Here is a 19,516-nt window from a genome sequence, read left to right as displayed (position 1 = left end):
CCCGCACGACGAAAGCGAGAATCACGCATGTCGCATGAGCACGCGCTGAACAAGCCCGTTCGTGTCAAATGCCTCGGTATCGGCGCAGGTCCCGCGAACCTCAGCCTCGCCTCGCTGCTGCACGGCGACCCCGCCGTGCCCAACCTGTTCCTGGACGCCAAGCCCTCCTTCAGTTGGCACGACGGGCAGATGCTGCCCGACGCCAAGCTCCAGGTGTCCCACGTCAAAGACCTGGTCACCCTCGTGGACCCGACCAGCCCGTTCTCCTTCATGAACTACCTGGCCGACCAGGGCCGCATCTACCACTTCCTCAACGCGCAGTTCGAGAGCCTGCCCCGGCAGGAGTACCGCAACTACCTCGAATGGGCCGCCGCCCGCAACGAGAACGTCGTCTACGGCGAGACGGTCGGCGCCGTCGACTTCGACGGCACCGACTTCGTCGTCGAGACCGACCGCCGGACCGTCATCGCCGAGAACGTCGTCGTCGGCGTCGGCAGCCGCCCCTGGGTGCCGCTGATGGCCCGGGACCGGCTCGACGGCACCACCCAGCTCCACATCAGCGAGTTCATGACCCGCGCGCACAGCCTCGCGGGCCTGGACGTCGCCGTCGTCGGCGGCGGCCAGTCGGGCGCCGAGGCGTTCCTGGACCTGGTGTCCCGGCCGAGCGGGCAGCTCCCCGGCCGCATCTCCTGGATCACCCGGCGCTCCAACTACCTCCCGATCGACGACTCGCCCTTCACCAACGAGTTCTTCACCCCCGGCTACTCCGACTACTTCGCGGACCTCGCCCTGCCCGCCCGGCAGGACTTCATCTTCCGCCACCTGCTCGCCAGCGACGGCATCTCCGGCGAGACGGCCCGCGCCATCTACCAGGCGCTCTACCTCCAGCGCTTCGTCAACGGCGCCGAGCACCTCACCACCGGCCTCTACCCCAACCGCGAGGTCGTCGGGATGACGGCCCAGCCGCCGGGCGGCTGGGACCTGGAGGTGCGGCACAACATCGAGACCGGCGCCGTCGAGCACATCGAGGCGGACGTCGTCATCTGGGCGACCGGGATGGTCACCGGCACGATGGACTTCCTCGCCCCGCTCGCCGGCCGGCTGGAACGCGAGAGCGACGAGTACGTCGTCGACCACGACTTCGCCGTCCGCTGGGACGGCCCGTCCGACCGCGGCGTCTTCCTCCAGAACGCCGTCCGCCGTCAGCGCGGCCTCGCGGACCCCAACCTGAGCCTGAACGCCTGGCGCAGCCGCCGCATCGCGGACCGCATCACCGGCACCCACACCCGCGAACCGCTGGACTCGTTCCTGCGCTGGTCCGCCAAGGCGGGCTGATCGCATGGACGCGGACCTCATCATCGTCGGCGCCGGCATCGTCGGCTGCCTCGTCGCGCGCGAGGCGCTCGCCCGCGAACCCGGCGCCCGGATCGTCGTCGCGGACCAGCGCGAGATCGGCGGGGGAGCGACCCGGTACTCCGCCGGGCTGCACTTCCCGCGCGGCTCGACCGCGCGGGTGCGGGCCATGGCCGCCCACAGCCAGGAGTACTACGCCAAGCTGAAGGCGGCCGATCCCGGCACGCCCCTCCAGTCGCTCGGGATGACCATCGTCGCCCCGGCCGGGCACGAGGCCGCGCTGCACGAGACGTACCTGCCCGAAGCGCGGCTGACCCCGGCGTCGGCGGCGCCCGTCGCGGTGCCCGCCGGGCACGCCGCCTGGACCGGAACGGGCTGCCACTACGCCGACGTCCCGAGCCTCACCGCCCGGATCGCCCGGGAACTGCGCGACACCGTGACGTTCCGGGAGGGAACGGCCGTCGAGGCCGTGGAACCCTCGGCGGACGGGGCGGCGGTGCGGCTCTCCACCGGCGAGACGCTGAGCGCGCCGCGCGTCGTCGTCGCGGTCGGGCCGTGGCTGCCGTCCTCGCCGTGGAACGACGCGCCGCGCGCCCGCGTGAAGAAGGTCGTCGCGCTGCACGTGGACGTGCCGCCCCTGCTCGGTGATCCCGTCATCGTCTTCGAGGCCGAGGACGCCTTCCTGCTGCCGTTCCCGCACCGCGGGCACTGGCTGCTCAGCTACACCTCGACCGACTGGGACGTGACGCCCGGCGACCTGGGCGGCCTCGCCCCCGCCGACCTGGCCGCCGGACGCGACCTGCTCGCCCGCTACGCGCCCGCGATGGCGGACCGGTGCCGCTCCGGCCGCGTCTTCTGCGACGCCTACAGCGCCGACCGGACCCCGCTCGTGCGGCCCCTCGCCGCCGACGCGCGGGTGGTCGTCGCGGGCGCCGCCAACGGCTCGGGCTACCGGCTCGCGCCCGCCATCGCCGCCGAGACCCTCGACCTCCTCGACCGCCTCCCGGCCTCGCCCGAAGGACAGCACACATGATCATCGACAGGTACGCCGAAGACCGCCTCCAGGAGGCGTTCGGCATCGGCATGGCCGCCATCGACGGGCTCGGCGTCGGCGCCGCCTGGGGACGCGTCCCCGCCGGCGGCGCCACCGAGATCCACCGGCACGACGAGCAGGAGATGTTCGTCATCGTCGCGGGCACCGGCGAACTGGTGGTCGACGGCGAGCGGCACGCCGCCGGTCCCGGCACCGTCGCCCGCTTCGAGCCGTTCGAGTCGCACGTCCTGCGCAACACCGGCGACGACGACCTGGTCTTCGTGACGCAGTACTGGCGCGACGCCGAACGGGCGCTGGCGTCCGCCGCGCGCACCGCCGGACGGTCCCCGTTCGGGCAGCGCCCGGTGTTCGTGTTCTCCACCCCGCCGACCCCCAACGGCGACCTGCACCTCGGCCACCTGTCCGGCCCCTACCTCGGCGCGGACGTCTTCGTCCGGTTCCAGCGGATGAACGGCACCCGCGCCTACCACCTGACCGGCAGCGACGACTACCAGAGCTACGTGCAGAGCCTCGCCGTCAAGGAGGGCCGCCCGCCCGCGCAGGTCGCCGCCCACTACAGCGCGGAGATCGCGGCGACGCTCGCGGCGATGGACATCCCGCTCGACCAGTACACCGTGACCGGCACCGACACCACCTACGCGGCCGGGCTCCGCGACTACTTCTCCCGCATCGTCGCCTCCGGCGCGGTCACGGCGCGCGAGGCCGGGGCGCTGTTCGACCCCGGCGACGGCCGCTACCTGTACGAGGTCGACGTCAGCGGCGGCTGCCCCGGCTGCGGCAACGGCACCAACGGCAACATCTGCGAGGAGTGCGGCGAGCCCAACACCGTCACCGACCTGACGGACCCGGTCGCCAAGCCGTCCGCCGCCGCGCCGGTGCGGGGCACCGTCGTCCGCTACATGCTGCCGCTGCACGAGCACCGCGACGCCGTCACCGAACACCACCTCGACGGACGCGTCCCGGCCCGGCTCCGCGAGCTGGCCGCGCGGCTGTTCCGCCGCGACAGCGTCGACATCCCCGTCACGCACCCGAGCACGTGGGGCATCGCGCCCGCCGAGGACGCCGTCGAGGACCAGGTCGTCTGGGTCTGGCCGGAGATGGCGTTCGGCTTCCTGCACGGCATCCAGCGGCTCGGTGAACGCCTGGGCGAGCCGTGGCGGGCGTCCGAGCCGGCCGAGGACTGGAAGATCGTCCACTTCTTCGGCTACGACAACAGCTTCTACCACTCGATCCTGTACCCGGTGCTGTACCGGGCCGCGTTCCCCGGCTGGCGGCCCGACATCGACTACCACGTCAACGAGTTCTACCTGCTGGAGGGCAGCAAGTTCTCCACCAGCAGGCGGCACGCCATCTGGGGCAAGGAGATCCTCACCGAGGACACCGTCGACGCCGTCCGGTACTTCCTGTCGCGCACCCGCGCCGAGAGCGAGCGCACCGACTTCCGCCGCGAGGCGTTCGACGCGGCCGTGCGCGACCGGCTCATCGGCACCTGGCAGGCGTGGACGTCCGACCTCGGCCGCCGCGTCGCGGACGACCACGACGGCACCGCCCCGGACGCGGGCGAGTGGACCCCCGTCCACCGCGCCTTCCTGGCCCGGCTCGGCGCGCGCCTGGACGCCCTCGGCGGCAGCCTGGGCCCGGACGGATTCTCGCTCGGTGAGGCCGCCGCCGAACTCGACGGCCTGGTGGACGACGTGGTGCGGTTCGCGCGGAGCGAGACGCTGCTGAACGCCGCCGGGCTGCCCGACGCGGCCCGGACCGGCGTCGCCCTGGAACTGGCCGCCGCCCGGCTCCTCGCCCACGGCGCCGCGCCCGTCATGCCGCGTTTCGCGCGGCGGCTGGCCACCGCGCTCGGGCAGCCCGAACCGGAGCAGTGGCCGAGCACGGTCGAACTCGTCCCGCCCGGCACCAAGATCGCGCTGGCCGAGACGGTCTTCTTCACGGAGGCGCCGCAATGATCAACGAACTGGTCGAGGGGCCGCCCAAACAGGGGCGGCTCCTGCTCGCCGGGCTCGGCGGCACGCGGGAGATCCCGCTGCCGGAGCTGTACCGGCTGTCCGGCCACGTCGCGGCCTACCTCACCGGCCTCGGCGTGCGCGCGGGCGACCGCATCGGCATCCTGGCCGCCAACCGGCTGGAATGGGTGCTGCTCGACCTGGCCGCGCTCCGGCTCAAGGTGCAGACGGCCGGGCTCGAACCCGGCAAGTTCACCGCGACGCCCGAACTGCGCGAGCGCTACGGCATGCGCCTGCTCTTCACCGACCAGCACGCCGAGGGCCCCGGCATCGTCCCGATCACCGACGTGCCCGCCCCCGACGGCCCCGAGCCGCCGGTGCCGCCCGTCGCCTACCGGACCGGCGACGTCGTCACCGTCAAGTTCACCTCCGGCAGCACCGGCACGCCCAAGGGCCTCGGCGCGACCGCGGGCAGCATCGACGGCTCGATGGCGGCGGTGCAGCAGATCTTCGAGCACGGCCCCGGCGACAACCTGTTCGTGTTCCTCCCGCTCTCGCTGCTCCAGCAGCGCTACTGGATCTACTCCGCGCTGCTGCACGGCCACGACGTCACGCTGACCAGCTACGTCGCGGCGTTCCCGGCGCTCGCCCGGACCCGGCCGACCGTCGTCATGGGCGTGCCCGCCTTCTTCGACGCCGCCCGCGCCGAGATCGAGCGCCGGGCGGGCACCGCCGGGCCGGAGGCGCTCGACCACGCCGCCCGCGAGGTGTTCGGCGACCGGGTCCGCTACCTGTGGACCGGCTCGGCGCCCGCCGACCCCGGCACGCTCGCGTTCCTCACCGCGCGCGGCCTGCCGATCTACGAGGGGTACGGGCTCAACGAGACCTGCATCGTCACCAAGAACCACCCCGGGGCGCACCGGGAGGGCAGCGTCGGGCGCGTCCTGCCCGGCAAGGAGGTGATCATCGACGCGGACGGCGTGATCAACGTCCGCAGCGACTTCCCCGTCGACACCCGCTACACCTACGCCGAGCCCGGCGCGTCCGAGCGGATCTTCCGGCCCGGCGGGATCGTCCGCACCGGCGACCTCGGCCGGGTGGACGAGGACGGGTTCCTGTACGTGCTCGGCCGCGCCGACGACACCCTCGTCCTCGGCAACGGGCGCAAGGTCGTCGTCCGCCCGATCGAGGAACGGCTGCGCGACCATCCCGCCATCGCCGAGTGCGTCGTGTTCTGCCCGGGGGAGACCGAGCTGGTCGCCGTCGTCTCGCCCGCGCCGGACGGGGCCGGACCCGGCGCGCTCACCGCGCACCTGCGCGCCGTCAACGCCGCCGCCGACCCCGACGAGCGCGTCCGCCGCGTCATCGTCGCGGACGAGCCGTTCTCCATCGGCAACGGCCTGCTCACCTCCCAGTACAAGCCGCGCCGGCGGCAGATCCTCGACGCCTACGCCGACCGGATCAACGACCCCAAGGAAGGTCTCCATGACCACTGACGTGGAATCCCTCGCCCGCACCCGCCTCGCCGAGGTCGCGGAGGGCGTCGCCCCCGACGCGCTCGACCCGGACGCCGAGATGGCCTACGAGTACGGGCTGACCTCGCTGAAGAAGGTCATGCTGGTCACGGCGCTGTGCGCGGAGACCGGCGTGGACCTCGGCAGCTTCACCGAGGACGACCTGGCGCGGCTCAACACGCTGCGCGACCTGGTCGACGTCCTCACCCACCACCTGCCGCAGGGAGCCTGAGCATGTCCTGGACGACGCGCGCCTCCACCGAGCTGTCCAACGAGCACGTCCTGCTGAGCCCGATCACCGAGGAGCACCGCGAACCGCTCCGCAAGATCGCCCTCGACCCGGACATCTGGCACTACTTCGTCACCCTCGTCGAGACCGACGAGGACTACGCGCGCTACTTCGCCGAGGCCCTGGCCGACCAGGCCGCGGGCCGCCGCGCCGTGTACGTCGTCGTCGACCGCGCGAGCGGCCACGTCGCCGGGAGCACGAGCTTCGGCAACCTGAACGAGGCCGACGCGCGCATCGAGGTCGGCTGGTCGTGGCTCGGCTCGGACTTTCGCGGCACCTTCCTCAACCGGTGGACGAAGCTGCTCATGCTCACGCACGCGTTCGAGGAACTGGGCGCCGAACGCGTCGAGTTCAAGACCGACGAGCTGAACACCCAGGCCCGGCGCGGCCTGCGCAACATCGGCGCGCACGAGGAAGGCGTGCTGCGCAGCTACAACTACATGCCGGGCGGGCGGCGCCGCGACGCGGTGTTCTACAGCGTCCTGCGCGCGGAGTGGCCGCGCGTGAAGGAGACGCTGCTGCGGACCCCGGCGCCGTCGTACGCGGGCCCCCGGGCATGACCGACGTCCCGTTCGTGCGGGCGTCCGGCACGCCGTTCGCCGTGGGCCACGCCCACGGCGCGGCGCTCGCCGGGCGGCTGCGCGGCTTCCTCGACGACGGCCTGACCCGCCTCGACCGCCTCCTGCCCGCGCCGCGCGGCCTCGCCGAGCTGGCACCCGCCATCGACGCGCACCGGGCGGTGATCGAGGAGGACGTCCCGGCCCTGGCGGAGGAGGTGCGCGGCCTGGCGGCCGGGGCCGGTCTCACCGAGCGGGAGGCGTGGCTGCTCCAGGTGCGCCGGGAGGTCCTCGGCTACAGCAAGATCCCGACGATGGGGGACTGCACCACCTACGGCCGCGCCGCCGACGGCGTCCTCGCCCAGACCGTCGACCTGAACGGCGACCTGGACGACCAGATCGCGGTCCTGCACGTCGCCGGACGCGCCGGGCCGGACGCGCTCGTCCTGAGCTTCGGCGGGCTGCTCGGCTATCTCGGCGTGAACTCGGCGGGGCTGGCCGTCGGCCTGAACCTCGTCCTCGGCGGGGACTGGACGCCGGGGGTGCCGCCGTACCTGGCGATCCGGCACCTGCTGGACACGGCGCGCGGCGCCGCCGAGGCCGTCGAACTGCTCCGGGGCATGCGCCTGTCGAGTTCCCGTTCGCTGACGCTGCTGGACGGCGACGAACTGCTCTGGGTGGAGGTCCTCGACGGCGAGCTGCGCACGCACCGCGCCCCCGAGACGGTGCACGCGAACCACTTCCTGCACCCCGACTTCACGCCGTCCGACGAGCTGAACCCGTTCGCGGCCAACTCCTCGCACCGCCGCCACGCCGCGTGCGCGGAACGGCTGGCGTCGCTTCCCCCGGCCGCCGACGCCGAGTCGCACTTCGCCGTGCTCGCGGCGCCTCCGATCCGCGTCCCCGACCACGGCGACGTCCGCCGGGAGCGCACGGTCGCGGCGGTCGTCCTCGACCCCGCCGCCGGCACCCTCCACCTCCGCCCCGGCGACCCCGCCCTCACCACGACCCGCACCTTCCACCTCACCCCGACGGCGGCGCCCGCCGCCTCCTGACCCCGGCCTGCGGGCCCCACCCGGCCCGCAGGCCCGGTGGCCTACCCCGTCCTGTCGGCCAGCAGGTCCCGGCAGAAGCGGTCGATGTGCTCCTCGGTCACGTGCGGCATGGCGATCAGGTGGGTGCGGTCGCCCGAGGGCAGCAGGTGCCAGGCGTTCATCGTCCGGTCGGAGGGGCGCCGGAAGCTGGTGATGACGGAGTTCGGCGAACGCCTGGGCTCCGCGTCGCATTCGCGGAGACGGCGTTCGGCGTGGGCGGCGACGCGCAGGCAGTGCTCGGCGCGGCGGGCCAGGCCGTCCAGGCCCAGGCGACGCAGCGCCCACCACAGGAGCAGCGGGCTCAGGCCGTCGCGGGAACCGAGCAGGGTGAAGTCGTCGACGTCGACCTGGGCCACGTGGGAACCGACGCGCCGCAGATGCTCACGGCGGGCCAGCGCGATACCGGCGGGCACCGGGAGTCCGATCATCTTGTGGCCGCTGACGGCCAGGCTGTCGGCGCCGGCGTCGAAGCCCCAGGGCCCGAAGCCGGGGATGAACGGGACGATCAGCCCGCCGAAGGCGGCGTCGACGTGCAGGTGCACGCGGTCGACACCGGCGCGGGCCAGCCGCGGACGGAGGGCGGCCACCGGGTCGGCGGCGCCGGTCATGGTCGTGCCGACGGTGGCCTGCACGACCGCGGGCCGGTCGGCGTGGGCCCGGCACGCCTCGGCCAGCGCGTCCAGGTCCATGGCGCCGTCGTCGTCGACGTCGATCTTGACGGTGTCCACGCCCAGCACGGACGTGATCTTGTCGACGGAGTAGTGGGCGTCGGCGGAGGTGTAGAAGACCGCATCCGGATAGCGGCGGAAACCCAGGTGGACACCGAACAGGTTGCTCTCGGTACCGCAGTTGGTGATGTATCCGGCGACCCGATCGGTCTCGCCGCCCGCCAGGCCGGCGATGAATGCCAGGACCTGTCGCTCGAAGGGGCGGGTGGAGATGTTGTAACCGGCCGTGTCGTAGGGACTTCCGACATTGTTGAGCGGGACGGCCAGGAATTCGGCCAGCGGCCGGTAGTCGAAGTCCAGGTTGACGGGGAAGCCCGCCATCCACTGCTGCTGGCGACGACCCCAGTGCGCGAGGAACCGGAGGAGATCGTCATCGGTCTGGCCGTTGTCGCTTCCGGTCGCCGGATGCCGTCCGATGGCCAGATCCTCGTCGCGAAAGGAGATCGTGGCGGGGATCGAGGGATCGTCGGGGGCCGGGTCAGGCGAAAGGTTCGGGGGGAGGTCCATGATGCTCCTGACCGTTTTCGACCTGTTCGCGAGCCACTGCGGGCGTCCCGTCCAGGTTCATCAGGTGCTGATTGATCGCACGGGAAGGGAATTCCCAGTGTTGTCATATTCTCCGTTCGGGTCAAGTGGTCACTGTCATTGACAGGATGGGGCGGCCGTGAGAACGTTCGGGTCCACTCGGAATCATTGGTCTGATCATTTACGCACCCTGTGGAAGATCTCTGATGGCATATAGGGATCATGTTCTCGGGTCCGCTGTGCGCCGGAATTCCTCGGGTGGGTCATGCCGCGATCGTTTCGGCCCGCCGCCCCTTTCGCGGTGCCGTTGGGATGATCGCTCAAAGGGGAGTGCCCATGACCGATACGACGGTGATCGTGGCCGGGCGATGCTGGGACGGCCGCGCCGAGAACGTGCGCGGGCACACCGAGGTCGTGGTGCGGAAGGGACGGATCGTCGCCTGCGAGGACCGCGCGGACCGGCCTGCCGGCGCGCGGATCGTGGACCTCGGCCAGGCGGTGCTGCTGCCGGGGCTGATCGACTGCCACGTGCACACGGTGGCCGGTAACACGTCGTCGGCCCAGCCGGCGCTGGAGGCGCTGCCGGTGCTGCGCACCCTGCTGGACAACGGCTTCACCACCGTCCGGGACCTCGGCTGCTTCACTCCCGAGCCGGTGACGCTGACGCTGCGCCGGTCCGTCGATTCGGGGCTGGTGCCCGGCCCGCGCATGATCGTGGCTCCGCGCCTGATGAGCGCCCGTTCCGGGCACGGCGACCACAGCGACGAGGCCGGCGCCTGCGGCTGCGAGATCGGCGAGGTGGCCGACGGCGTCGACGAGATCATCCGCTCGGTCCGCAGGCAGGCGCGCCAGAACGCCGACTGGATCAAGTTCGCCGCCACCGGCGGCTTCTCCACCAGCGTCGACGACCCGACCATCGTCGGCTACAGCGAGCGGGAGATGCGGGCGCTGGTCGACACCGCCCGCGACCGGCGGCTGCCGGTGGCCGCCCATGCCATCGCGGACGCCGGAGTGCGCCGCGCGGTGCTGGCCGGGGTCACCAGCATCGAACACGGGCACCTGGCGACGGAGGAGACCCTGCGCCTGCTGGCCGAGCGCGGCGTCGCGCTGATCCCCACCCAGCACGCGGTCACGGTGTTCGTCGGAAAGCTCGACGACGAGGACTTCTGGACCGACAAGGCCGACAACGTGCGCCGGCAGATCCGTACGCACGCCGAGGCGCTGCTGGCCGGGCGCAGGCGGCAGGTCCGCGGCGGCGCCGTCATCGCCTTCGGCACCGACGCCGGAACGTTCGACCACGCCGACAACTGGCGTGAGTTCCCCGCGCTGGTCGGCTCCGGGCTCAGCCCGCTGAACGCGTTGCGCGCCGCGACCGTCGTCGCCGCCCGTCTCCTCGGCCGCGACGATCTCGGCCGCATCGCGCCCGGCGCCCGCGCCGACCTGGTCGCCGTGCCCGCCAGCCCCTTCGACGACATCGACGTCATGGGCCACGTGTCCTTCGTCATGAAGGACGGCGCGATCCACCGCCACCCCTGAGCCTCCGACCTGCGCGAACCCGGCCGCTCGCCGCGCGGCCGAGCCTCCGCGCCGCGCGTGGGCCGACGTCAGGCCGCCGTCACGACCCTGTCAGCCGTCCGGGAACGAAGCCAGCCAGGCAACCTCGTCACGGACGGAAGGAAGCACCCCGATGGGCCCCACCCCACAGCAGCCCACACCCGGCGCCCGCTCACTGGCCGACGCCTTGTCCCGGCTCCGGCAGGAGGCGCCGGTCGCCCATCCCCTCCTGGATCTGGCCGAGCGCGGCGACATCGAGATGGAGCACCTCCGGCGGCTGGTCGGCGTCGAGCTGCGGACCCATCGAGCGGAGCTGGCCACCTACGGAACCATGATCGCCAGGTATCCCCATCACCCCACCACCGGCCTGTACCTGGCGGTCGCGCGGCTGGTCCATGAGGCGCACTTCAAGCTGCGCGACTGCGCGACGGCGCTCGGAATCCCCGCGGAGCGGATCGGTGAGTGGCCGTCCGGGGTGGACGCGCTCGCCTTCGGCAACTACATCTCCTGGCTGGCCCTGCACGGCGGCCAGGCCGACAACGCGCTCGCCCTGTACTGCGACATGACCGTGTACTTCCCCGGCTGCACGGCCCTGGTCGAACGGCTGCGCGACACGGACCTGAAGGTGCCGCCGGAGTTCGTCGACTACTACGCGGGCGGCCAGTCCGACGAGCTGGAGCGGCAGGCCCTGGAGGTCGTCCAGTACGGCCTGGACCACGGCGAGGACGGCGACGTCGCCGTGCGCAGGGCACGGCTGCTGGAGGAACACCTCGGCAGGTTCTGGACGGCGGCGGCCGCCGGATGACCCGGCCCACCGCGTGTGCGCGCCCGTCCCCGACCCGAAGGAGCCGGACATGTCAGAGCGGTCCATCGAGCACCTGCGACGGTGGAACGACACCGCGCGCCCGTACCCGCGCGACGCGTCGTTGACCGGGCTGTTCGAGGCGCAGGTGCGGCGAACGCCCGACGCCCCGGCGGTGACGGACGGGACGGTCACGCTGACCTACCGCGACCTGTCGGCGCGCGCCGACGCCCTCGCGCACGCGCTCCGCGAGGAGCACGGCGTGGGCGTCGGCACCCCGGTGCCGCTGCTGCTGGAACGCTCGCCCGAAGCGATCGTCGGCGTCTGGGGCGTCCTGAAGGCGGGCGGCGCCTACGTCCCCCTGGACCCGGACGAGCCCGCCGACCGGCTGCGCGGCATGGCCGACCGCCTCGACGCGCCGTGCGTGATCACCCGGGACCGCTGGCGTGACAGGCTGCCCGCCGCGCCCGCCGTCGTGGTGGACGAACCGCTCGCCCCGGCGCCGGAGCCGGTCGTCTCACCCGCCGCCGCCACCGACCCGGCGTACATCATGTTCACCTCCGGCTCGACCGGCGCGCCCAAGGCCGTGGTCGTGCCGCACCGGGGGCCCGTGCGGCTCGTCGTCGGCACCGACTACGTCGACCTCGGCCCGCAGGACGTCGTCCTGGCCACCACGAACCCCACGTTCGACATCTCCTGCTTCGAGATCTTCGGGGCGCATCTGCACGGCGGGCTGCTGGTCCTCCCCGACCCGGAGACGCTCCTGTCGCCGTCCGATCTGGCCGCGCAGATCGAGCGGCACCACGCCACCGTCCTGTGGCTCACGGCCGGACTGTTCCATCAACTGGGCTTCGCCGAGCCGGGCATGTTCGGCCCCCTGCGGTACCTGATCGCCGGTGGCGACACCGTCAGCCCCGAGTGCGTCCGGGCGGTCCTGGCGGCGGCCCCGCCGCGCCACCTGGTGAACGGCTACGGCCCCACCGAGAACGCGTCGTTCTCCAGCGCCCACCACGTGATCGAGCTGGGGGAGGACGCGCGGACCGTGCCGATCGGGCGCCCCATCGCGAACTCGACGTGCTACGTCCTCGACGAGGACGGGAATCCGTGCGAGCCCGGACAGGAGGGGGAGCTGTACGTCGGCGGGGACGGCGTGGCGATCGGCTACCTCGGCGACCCCGAGCGCACCGCCGAGCGGTTCCTGCCCGACCGCTTCGCGGGCCGCGACGACGCGCGCATGTACCGCACCGGGGACCGCGCGCTGTGGCGCCGCGACGGGGTGCTGGAGTACCTGGGCCGGTTGGACCGGCAGGTGCAGATCCGCGGCTACCGGGTCGAACCGGCCGAGGTCGAGGCGGCGGTCACCGCCCACCCCGACGTGCAGGACGCCAAGGTGGCCGTCGACGACTCCGGCTCCGACGACAGGTCCCTGGTCGTGTGGGCCGCGCCCCGCGAGTCCGTGGGGGACGCCGGACGGCGGCCCTTCGCGCGGCGGCTGCGCGGGTTCCTCCAGGACCGCCTCCCGCACTTCATGCTGCCCGCGCGCATCGGCGTCACCGACCGGTTGCCGCTCGGCCGCACCGGCAAGGTCGACCCCGCCGCCGTGCGGGAGCTGACGCGGGAGTCCGGCGAGCGTCCGGCGGGCGACCCGCCGGACGGCGACACCGAGCGGGCCGTCGCCCGCGTCTGGGCGGACCTGCTCGGCACCGGTCCGATCGGCCGTACCGATGACTTCTTCGACCTGGGCGGCCAGTCGCTGCACCTGGTCCGCGCCGTCGCCACCGTCCGCGAGCGGCTCGATCTCCAGCGCGTCCCCGGCAGGGAGATGGTCCGCATCCTGCTCGACACTCCCGTCCTGAGCGAGTACGCGGCGCGTCTCGACGCCGTCCGCGCCGGACGCGAGGACCCCGGCGAGTCCGCCGTCGACTTCCGGCGGGAGGCCGAACCCGACCCCGGCCTGCGGTTCCGCGCGTCCGGCCTGACGAGGGCCGCCGCTCCGGACGCCGTCCTGCTCACCGGCGCCACGGGCTACGTCGGAGCGTTCCTGCTGCGCCGGCTCCTCGACGCCGCCGACGCGGAGGTGTTCTGCCTGGTGCGGGCCGACGGCGCGGAGGACGGCCTGCGCCGGATCGGCGCCGCGCTGCGCCGCTCCGGCCTGTCCCTGTCGGGCCTGTCCGAGCGGGTGCGCGCGGTGCCGGGCGACCTGGCCGAACGCCGCCTCGGCATGGACGACCCGGCCTTCGAGGAGCTGGCCGCCCGGGTGGGGGTCGTCCTGCACAACGGAGCGCATGTCAACTTCCTCTACCCCTACGCGCGGCTGGCGGCCGCCAACGTCGGAAGCGTCCGCGAACTGCTCGCCCTGGCCACGCGCCACCACCTGAAGGACTTCCACTACGTCTCCTCCGTGGCGGTCCTGGCCGGGCTCGGCACGCAGGGGGTGGACCGCGCCGCCGAGGACGGACCGCTGGGCGATCCCCGCCTGCTGGGCCAGGGGTACGCCGAGACGAAATGGGTCGCGGAGACGATGCTGCGCGCGGCGGCGGACGAGGGCCTGCCGCTGAGCGTCTACCGGCCGCACGAGATCACCGGGCCCCGCGAGGGCGGGGCGCAGAACACCGGCACCCTGATGAGCGCGTTCGTCAAGGCGGTCGTCGAGACCGGAACGGCCCCGGACGTGCCGATGCCGCTCGACTTCGTCCCGGTCGACCACACCGCCGAGGTCGTGACGCACCTGGTGCTCCACGAGCCGCCTGAGGGGCACGTCTACCACGTCGTCAACCCCGCGCCGGCGTCGCTGTCGCTGCTCGCCGAGCGCGCCGCCGTCCTCGGCTACCGGGTCCGCGCGCTGCCCTACGAGGAGTGGACCCGGGCGATGGCGGAGCACGTGGCCGAGGACCCGGCCGGCCCGCTGGCCGCCTACCTGCCGCTGTTCCGGGAACGGTCGGCCGGTACGGGCCTCTCGGTCTTCGAGAGCTACTTCTCCGGCAACATGCCCGAGCCGGACCGGGCCAACACCGCCCGTGCCGCCGGTCACCGCTGCCCGCCGGTCGACGCCGCGCTGCTGGACGCGTACCTGCGGTCCCTCCTGGACGCGGGCTTCCTGCGGCCGCCGTCGCGCGACTGACCGCGATGCGGCGCGCGGGGCTCAGGCGGTCAGCAGGATCTTCCCGGTGCGGCCGGGACGGTCGGCATGCCGCAGCGCCTCGGCGAAGTCGGCCAGGCCGTACCTCGCCTCGACCGGGGAGACGAGGGCGCCGGAGCGCGCCCCGTCCAGGACGGTCGCGGTGAGGTCGGCGCGCGCCGGGGCGTCGAGCCGCCGCAGCCGCTCGGGAAGCCAGAAACCCCGCACCTCGATGTCGCGGAAGACCAGGTCGTCGGGGTCGAGGGTGAGCGGATCGCCGGACATCATCCCGTAGACCAGCAGCCGCCCGCCCGGGGACAGGCACCGTGCCGCCGCGCTCCCGGCGCTCCCGCCCACGGCGTCGAGGACGGCGGCGGCCCCCCGGTCACCGGTGTACCGGGCGACCTGCTCGGTGATCGTCTCCGGTGGCCCCGCGACCGTCTCGGCGCCCAGCGCCGCCAGGTCGTCGCGGTGGCGGTCGTCGCGGACGACGTTCAGGCACCGCACGCCGCCGGAGACCGCCAGGCGCGTCACCATCCGGGCCACGGCCGAGGCTCCGGCGGTCTGGACCAGCCACTGCCCGGGCCGCGCCGCCAGCTCGCGCACCAGCAGGACCGCCGTGGCGGGGTTGACCGTTAGCTGGCATCCGGCCTCGTCGGTGACGTCGTCGGGCAGCGGCACGAGATCATCGGGGGAGGCGACCACATAGTCCTGCCAGGTGCCGGGCGCGTCCACGGCGACGCGGGTGCCCGGCGCCAGGCCGACGCCGGAACCGCACGCGTCCACGACGCCGGCCGCCTCGAAACCCACCGGAGAGGGCGGTTCGGGGCGCCGCCCGTAACGCCCGCGGACGAAGAGCAGATCGGAGGGGTTGACCGGACGCAGGGTGATCCGCACCCGGACGCGGCCCGGGCCGGGGAGCGGAACCGGCACCCGCGCGAGCTCCAGGACGTCGGCGGGCTCACCCGTGCGCCCGAACGTGACGGCGCGCATCACGCCACGGCCCGATCCGGGCGGACTAGCGGTCATTCCGGCAGCGCCGATCGCCAGAACCCGTCCAGGGACTTCTGCATCATCCGGCCGAGGCGCAGCGCGTCCGCCGCGTCGTCACCGGCGTCCAGCCCCTCCTGGAGGAGTGACAGGCTTCCCTCGCACAGGCCGTCGGGCACGGGCGCGGAGTAGTAGTCGACGAGTTCGCCGGGCACCTTCGCTCCGGACGCGCGCAATCCCTCGGCCACGAGGAGACCGTCGGCGTAGTAGCCGTCCAGGTCGGCGTAGATCGCGGCACCGATCCCCGCGCGGCCGGCGTTCAACGCGAGCCAGGACAGGTACGCGGGATAGGCGTAGGCCGAGAACCGCGTCGGTGGCCGCGCGAGCCGGTCGGCGTCGAGACCCGTCGCCCGCGCGCACGCGGCGATCCTGGGCACGGCCCTGTAGGCCATGTCGAGCAGAGCGGGGAAGACCGGGTGCGGATAGCGGACCGCCATCGCGGCGTACGCGCTGAGTTCACCGGCGGCCGACGCCGTCTCCGCGCGCACGAGGCGCCGCAGGTCGTCGGCCGTCACCCGGTCTTCGCCGAGCCGGACCAGGAAGTCGTTCCCGGCCGGACGCGGTGCGCGCGCTGAAGCGAGTTCCTCGGCCACCGCGCGGGCCGTGTCGTGTCGCGGAGCGGACAGGGTCATCGTTCACCTTTCCCGGCGAAGGCCGCGGTCGTCCACAGGAGCGCCATGTACTGGTCGCACAACCGCCCGGCGTCGAGGGCGGCGCTCGGCGATTCCCCGCTGTCCAGACCGTTCTGGACGACCTCCAGCGCTCGGTCGTTCTGTTCCTCCGACGGAACCCCGGTGTAGTACTCGGCGAAGTCGTCGGGCACGTCCTGGCCGCGTCCGCGAAGCTCGTGCACGATCGCCGCCCCGCCGCCGTAATAGATTCCGTCGGGCTCGGAGTACAGGGCGAGCGCCATCGCCGACTGGCCGCCGTTCACGGCGAGCCAGGAGACGAAGCCGCAGAAGCCGTGGGCGGCGACGTCCCGGCGCAGCGCGGTGGCGGTGGGCGTGGCGGCGCCGAGCGTGATGCCGAGGCTGCGGGCGACCGACGCCAGCCTGCCCCGGGCGCCCTGCACGGTACGGGCCACGTCGAGCAGCAGGACGTCGGCGGGGGAGTGCGGGAAGCGCGCGAGCAGCAGGCCGTAGGCGGCCAGCTCGGCACGGTGGTACATGTCCTCCACCAGCACCACCCTGCGCAGATGGTGAACGGTGACGAGGCCGTTCCGCGCCAGTTCCAGCATCGGATTGCGCAGCGGTTCCGCGCCGCGCAGACGCGCCAGTTCGGTGACCAGCTCCGCCGCCGACGCGCGGTCCGATCCTGATTCCGGCATGCACCGCCCCATTCGCTCATCGTCACTCGACTGACTTGGCCTTTACCCCGCACGAATCGGCGGTAGCTGGTGACTGTGTTCTAGGACGATCGGCCCATTGCGGGAAGGACGCGCGCGGCTAGGCTCGTGCCCTGGTCACCGCTGGACAGAGCGACCCGGGATGGGGTGGGCGATGCGCGTGGGCATTGCGGGCGGCGGAATCGCCGGACTCACGGTCGCGTGGCTGCTCGGCGAGGAACACGAGTGCGTTCTTCTGGAAGCCCGGTCGCGTGTCGGCGGAAGCGCCCGGTCCTTTCCGGTGCGGCTCGGCGGGGAGACCGTGGCGGTGGAACTCGGTTCCCAGGACATCTCCGCCGAGATGTTCCCCCGGCATCGCCGGCTCCTCTCCCTTCTCGGCTACACGGCGGCGGACGTCCGGCGCATCCCGGCGTCCCTGTCGCTGACGCGGGACGGGGAGAGGGTGCCGAGCCTGGTCACCCCGGCGGGTGAGGGAGCGGACCGGCCGAGCGCCACGCGGCTGGGCCCGGCGTGGGACGCGGTGAACCTGTTCCTCGACCGCGCCGCCGAGTGGCACGACCGCGACGTCGACTGGTGCGTCCCGCTGGCCGAGCTGGTGGAACCCCTCCCGGTCTCCGACGCGCTCAAGCGGGACGTGCTCTACGCGCGCCCCGCGTCGCTGTTCTGCTGCGACCTGGAGGAGGCCAAGGAACTGTCGGCGCGGGCGGCGATCGCGTTCTACGTGGGGGAGTCCGCCGATCCGCCGTGGGAGCAGCTCGCGCCCGGCCTGGAGAGCCTCGCCTGGGCTCTCGCGGCGGACACGCCCCGGCTGCGCGTCCGCACCGGGGCCGCCCTGGAGCGGGTGCGGCGCACCGAGGGGCGCTATGAGCTGACCGACTCGACCGGCGTGTCGCACCTGGTCGACGAGGTCGTGTTCGCGGTGCCGCCCCCGGTCGCCCGCGACCTCGTCGCGCCGCTGGCGGGCACCGCCGCGCTGTGCGAGGTCCTGGGCTCCTTCGCGTACGTGGACACCGCCTACGCGCTGCACCTGGACCCCGCCTACATGCCCGCCGACGAGCGCCACTGGGCGACCACCAACCTGTCCGTGCACGACGGCTGGTGCGAGAGCTGCGACTGGTACGGCCCCGTCCACGGGGTCGACGTCTTCAAGAGCCAGATCGCGCACCGCGAGGTGCTGCCGGACCAGGTGCTGTGCCGCGCGGACTTCCGGCACCTGATGATCACGCCCGGCGCCGTGCGCGCGCAGCGACGGCTGGCCGGTCTCCAGGGCCGGGGCGGTCTGCACTTCGCCGGGAACCACACCAACTGGGTCGCCAGTCAGGAGTCGGCCGTGACCTCGGCGATCGACGTGGCCGGGCGCATCGCGCCGGACGCGCCGCGCATGACGCGCCTGACCGGCTGAGCGCCGGTCAGCTCGTCTCGTCGTCGTGGCCGGAGTCGTGCAGGATCATCCGCATGCGCCGCTGTAAGGCGGGCGAAGGGGACAGGCCCGCTTCCTGCGCCAGCGTCAGCCGCGCGCGCTGATAGACCTGGAGAGCGTCTCCGGTGCGGCCGGACCGGGTCAGCGCGACCATGAGCTGGGCGTAGAAGCGCTCTTCGAGCGGGTGCTCCAGCACGAGCTGTTCCAGATCGGGGATGACCTGGAGGTGGCGGCCGAGGTCGAGGTCGAGTTCGACGAGGCTGGCGACCGCCGTGCGGCGTTCGCTGGCCAGCCGGCGGACCTCCGCGTTCCTGATCGGGCCCGGCGGCACGTTCTGGAGGGCGGGCCCCCGCCAGAGCGCCAGCCCGGCGCGGTAGAGGGCGGCGGCCTGCTCGGGTGCGGAGTTCTTCACCGCCTGGGCGCGGACGCAGTGGCGGCGGAACCGGGAGCTGTCGACGCTCCCCTCCGGTAACTCGAACAGATATCCGGGATAGCGGGTGCGCAGCCGGAACCGTGCCATCCCCTGTTGTGTGGCCAATATCGCCCGAATTCGGGAAATATGGGCTTGGAGAGCGTTCTCGGCGCCGACGGGCGGCTCATCGCCCCAAATCTCCAGCACCAGATCTTCGGCCGAAACCGTGACGTTGCCCCGGATGGTCAGCGCCGCCAGCAGACTGCGCTGCTTTGTTCCCCTGACCGGCAGTCTCGCCTTGTCGCTGCGGATGCACAGCTCACCCAGCAATTCTAAAGATGCCAAGGCTCATCCCTCGCCGGGCATTGCAGATGAACGATCATCTCATGATCGAACCGCGAGTCTCAGGATACCATTAACGACGGCTTAGCGGCAAAAAAATCATCGTCTCCGGCAATCGGACGCGGCGGCCGTGGCCGAAGCCCGCCCTCCCCACTTCTCGGCGGGAAACTCCGGGCGGCGGTGTTCGTTTCTTCCGCCGCCCCGCGCGGCGTCCGCCGAGGACGTGACCCCGGCGCGCCGGGACCGTCCGGGCCGGTGCGCCGGAGGCGGCCGACACCGGGCGGAACGCAGGTGATGCCGGTCGGGCGCGCCGGACGGGAGGACCGTTCCCGGTGGCGCGGAGAAACGCGATCAGCCCTGCATCAGAGGAGCGTCAGGTTCGCGTCAGAACTGCGGGAAAGACC

16 protein-coding genes are annotated in these 19,516 nt (G+C 73.0%); 11 read left to right on the top strand and 5 right to left on the bottom strand.

Features of this window, described 5'->3' with window-relative positions:
- Positions 1-27: 27 nt before the first annotated feature.
- From C229_RS0119965 to C229_RS0119935, 7 genes are read left to right on the top strand one after another with little or no spacing between them, the layout of a single operon-like run.
- Positions 28-1,335: a lysine N(6)-hydroxylase/L-ornithine N(5)-oxygenase family protein gene (locus C229_RS0119965; RefSeq protein WP_018656875.1), complete on the top strand. Its 1,308-nt coding sequence runs from the start codon at positions 28-30 to the stop codon at positions 1,333-1,335.
- A 4-nt stretch (positions 1,336-1,339) separates the two neighbouring features.
- Positions 1,340-2,386, top strand: coding sequence for an NAD(P)/FAD-dependent oxidoreductase (locus C229_RS0119960; RefSeq protein ID WP_018656874.1), 1,047 nt, complete (start codon positions 1,340-1,342; stop codon positions 2,384-2,386).
- Positions 2,383-4,365, top strand: coding sequence for a class I tRNA ligase family protein (locus C229_RS0119955; RefSeq protein ID WP_018656873.1), 1,983 nt, complete (start codon positions 2,383-2,385; stop codon positions 4,363-4,365). The genes C229_RS0119960 and C229_RS0119955 overlap by 4 nt, the downstream gene beginning before the upstream one ends.
- Complete coding sequence (locus tag C229_RS0119950; RefSeq protein WP_018656872.1) at positions 4,362-5,858, top strand: AMP-binding protein; 1,497 nt, start codon at positions 4,362-4,364, stop codon at positions 5,856-5,858. The genes C229_RS0119955 and C229_RS0119950 overlap by 4 nt, the downstream gene beginning before the upstream one ends.
- Positions 5,848-6,108, top strand: a complete 261-nt coding sequence (locus tag C229_RS0119945) for an acyl carrier protein (protein WP_018656871.1) — start codon at positions 5,848-5,850, stop codon at positions 6,106-6,108. The genes C229_RS0119950 and C229_RS0119945 overlap by 11 nt, the downstream gene beginning before the upstream one ends.
- A gap of 2 nt (positions 6,109-6,110) precedes the next feature.
- Positions 6,111-6,725 carry a GNAT family N-acetyltransferase gene (locus C229_RS0119940; RefSeq protein ID WP_018656870.1) on the top strand — a complete coding sequence of 205 codons (615 nt, stop codon included), beginning with the start codon at positions 6,111-6,113 and terminating at the stop codon, positions 6,723-6,725.
- Positions 6,722-7,777 (top strand): C45 family autoproteolytic acyltransferase/hydrolase, encoded by a 1,056-nt coding sequence (locus tag C229_RS0119935; protein WP_018656869.1) that lies wholly within the window; start codon positions 6,722-6,724, stop codon positions 7,775-7,777. The genes C229_RS0119940 and C229_RS0119935 overlap by 4 nt, the downstream gene beginning before the upstream one ends.
- Positions 7,778-7,818: 41 nt before the next feature.
- Here the strand turns inward: C229_RS0119935 and C229_RS0119930 are convergent, their stop codons facing one another.
- Positions 7,819-9,051 carry a histidine decarboxylase gene (locus tag C229_RS0119930; protein WP_018656868.1) on the bottom strand — a complete coding sequence of 411 codons (1,233 nt, stop codon included), beginning with the start codon at positions 9,049-9,051 and terminating at the stop codon, positions 7,819-7,821.
- A 354-nt stretch (positions 9,052-9,405) separates the two neighbouring features.
- Between C229_RS0119930 and C229_RS0119925 the strand changes: the two genes are divergently transcribed.
- The 3 genes from C229_RS0119925 to C229_RS0119915 all read left to right on the top strand — a co-directional run bounded on the left by C229_RS0119925 (position 9,406) and on the right by C229_RS0119915 (position 14,546).
- Positions 9,406-10,605, top strand: a complete 1,200-nt coding sequence (locus C229_RS0119925) for a metal-dependent hydrolase family protein (RefSeq protein WP_018656867.1) — start codon at positions 9,406-9,408, stop codon at positions 10,603-10,605.
- 151 nt (positions 10,606-10,756) lie between these two features.
- On the top strand, positions 10,757-11,428 hold the full coding sequence (locus C229_RS0119920) for a hypothetical protein (protein WP_018656866.1): 672 nt from the start codon (positions 10,757-10,759) through the stop codon (positions 11,426-11,428).
- 49 nt (positions 11,429-11,477) lie between these two features.
- Positions 11,478-14,546: a non-ribosomal peptide synthetase gene (locus C229_RS0119915; RefSeq protein ID WP_018656865.1), complete on the top strand. Its 3,069-nt coding sequence runs from the start codon at positions 11,478-11,480 to the stop codon at positions 14,544-14,546.
- 21 nt (positions 14,547-14,567) lie between these two features.
- On the opposite strand, the gene C229_RS0119910 is transcribed toward C229_RS0119915, so the two are convergent.
- The 3 genes from C229_RS0119910 to C229_RS0119900 are packed head-to-tail and all read right to left on the bottom strand — an operon-like array spanning position 14,568 to position 16,920.
- Positions 14,568-15,572, bottom strand: a complete 1,005-nt coding sequence (locus C229_RS0119910; protein ID WP_081639956.1) for a zinc-dependent alcohol dehydrogenase family protein — start codon at positions 15,570-15,572, stop codon at positions 14,568-14,570.
- Entirely contained in the window at positions 15,569-16,225 is a 657-nt protein-coding gene (locus tag C229_RS33050; RefSeq protein ID WP_018656863.1) for a hypothetical protein, read from the bottom strand. Before C229_RS33050 ends, C229_RS0119910 begins: the two co-directional genes overlap by 4 nt.
- Positions 16,222-16,920 (bottom strand): hypothetical protein, encoded by a 699-nt coding sequence (locus C229_RS0119900; protein WP_155884943.1) that lies wholly within the window; start codon positions 16,918-16,920, stop codon positions 16,222-16,224. Before C229_RS0119900 ends, C229_RS33050 begins: the two co-directional genes overlap by 4 nt.
- Before the next feature lie 172 nt (positions 16,921-17,092).
- Between C229_RS0119900 and C229_RS0119895 the strand changes: the two genes are divergently transcribed.
- Positions 17,093-18,340 (top strand): FAD-dependent oxidoreductase, encoded by a 1,248-nt coding sequence (locus C229_RS0119895; RefSeq protein ID WP_018656861.1) that lies wholly within the window; start codon positions 17,093-17,095, stop codon positions 18,338-18,340.
- 7 nt (positions 18,341-18,347) lie between these two features.
- Here the strand turns inward: C229_RS0119895 and C229_RS0119890 are convergent, their stop codons facing one another.
- A complete protein-coding gene (locus tag C229_RS0119890) occupies positions 18,348-19,100 on the bottom strand; it encodes an AfsR/SARP family transcriptional regulator (RefSeq protein WP_018656860.1) in 753 nt (250 codons plus the stop codon).
- Positions 19,101-19,516: the final 416 nt, after the last annotated feature.

The organism is Actinomadura flavalba DSM 45200, assembly GCF_000374305.1.
Classification (GTDB): Bacteria; Actinomycetota; Actinomycetes; order Streptosporangiales; family Streptosporangiaceae; genus Spirillospora; species Spirillospora flavalba.
The sequence above is the reverse complement of the archived record's forward strand: the minus strand, read 5'-3'. Positions and strand labels throughout refer to the sequence as shown.

Bases quoted from the DNA above. Each gene is read 5' to 3' on its own strand.
- C229_RS0119960 (WP_018656874.1), top strand. From the start codon at position 1,340: ATGGACGCGGACCTCATCATCGTCGGCGCCGGCATCGTCGGCTGCCTC.
- C229_RS33050 (WP_018656863.1), bottom strand. From the start codon at position 16,225: ATGACCCTGTCCGCTCCGCGACACGACACGGCCCGCGCGGTGGCCGAG.
- C229_RS0119910 (WP_081639956.1), bottom strand. From the start codon at position 15,572: ATGACCGCTAGTCCGCCCGGATCGGGCCGTGGCGTGATGCGCGCCGTC.
- C229_RS0119895 (WP_018656861.1), top strand. From the start codon at position 17,093: ATGCGCGTGGGCATTGCGGGCGGCGGAATCGCCGGACTCACGGTCGCG.
- C229_RS0119935 (WP_018656869.1), top strand. From the start codon at position 6,722: ATGACCGACGTCCCGTTCGTGCGGGCGTCCGGCACGCCGTTCGCCGTG.
- C229_RS0119920 (WP_018656866.1), top strand. From the start codon at position 10,757: ATGGGCCCCACCCCACAGCAGCCCACACCCGGCGCCCGCTCACTGGCC.
- C229_RS0119945 (WP_018656871.1), top strand. From the start codon at position 5,848: ATGACCACTGACGTGGAATCCCTCGCCCGCACCCGCCTCGCCGAGGTC.
- C229_RS0119955 (WP_018656873.1), top strand. From the start codon at position 2,383: ATGATCATCGACAGGTACGCCGAAGACCGCCTCCAGGAGGCGTTCGGC.
- C229_RS0119950 (WP_018656872.1), top strand. From the start codon at position 4,362: ATGATCAACGAACTGGTCGAGGGGCCGCCCAAACAGGGGCGGCTCCTG.
- C229_RS0119965 (WP_018656875.1), top strand. From the start codon at position 28: ATGTCGCATGAGCACGCGCTGAACAAGCCCGTTCGTGTCAAATGCCTC.
- C229_RS0119930 (WP_018656868.1), bottom strand. From the start codon at position 9,051: ATGGACCTCCCCCCGAACCTTTCGCCTGACCCGGCCCCCGACGATCCC.
- C229_RS0119915 (WP_018656865.1), top strand. From the start codon at position 11,478: ATGTCAGAGCGGTCCATCGAGCACCTGCGACGGTGGAACGACACCGCG.
- C229_RS0119900 (WP_155884943.1), bottom strand. From the start codon at position 16,920: ATGCCGGAATCAGGATCGGACCGCGCGTCGGCGGCGGAGCTGGTCACC.
- C229_RS0119925 (WP_018656867.1), top strand. From the start codon at position 9,406: ATGACCGATACGACGGTGATCGTGGCCGGGCGATGCTGGGACGGCCGC.
- C229_RS0119940 (WP_018656870.1), top strand. From the start codon at position 6,111: ATGTCCTGGACGACGCGCGCCTCCACCGAGCTGTCCAACGAGCACGTC.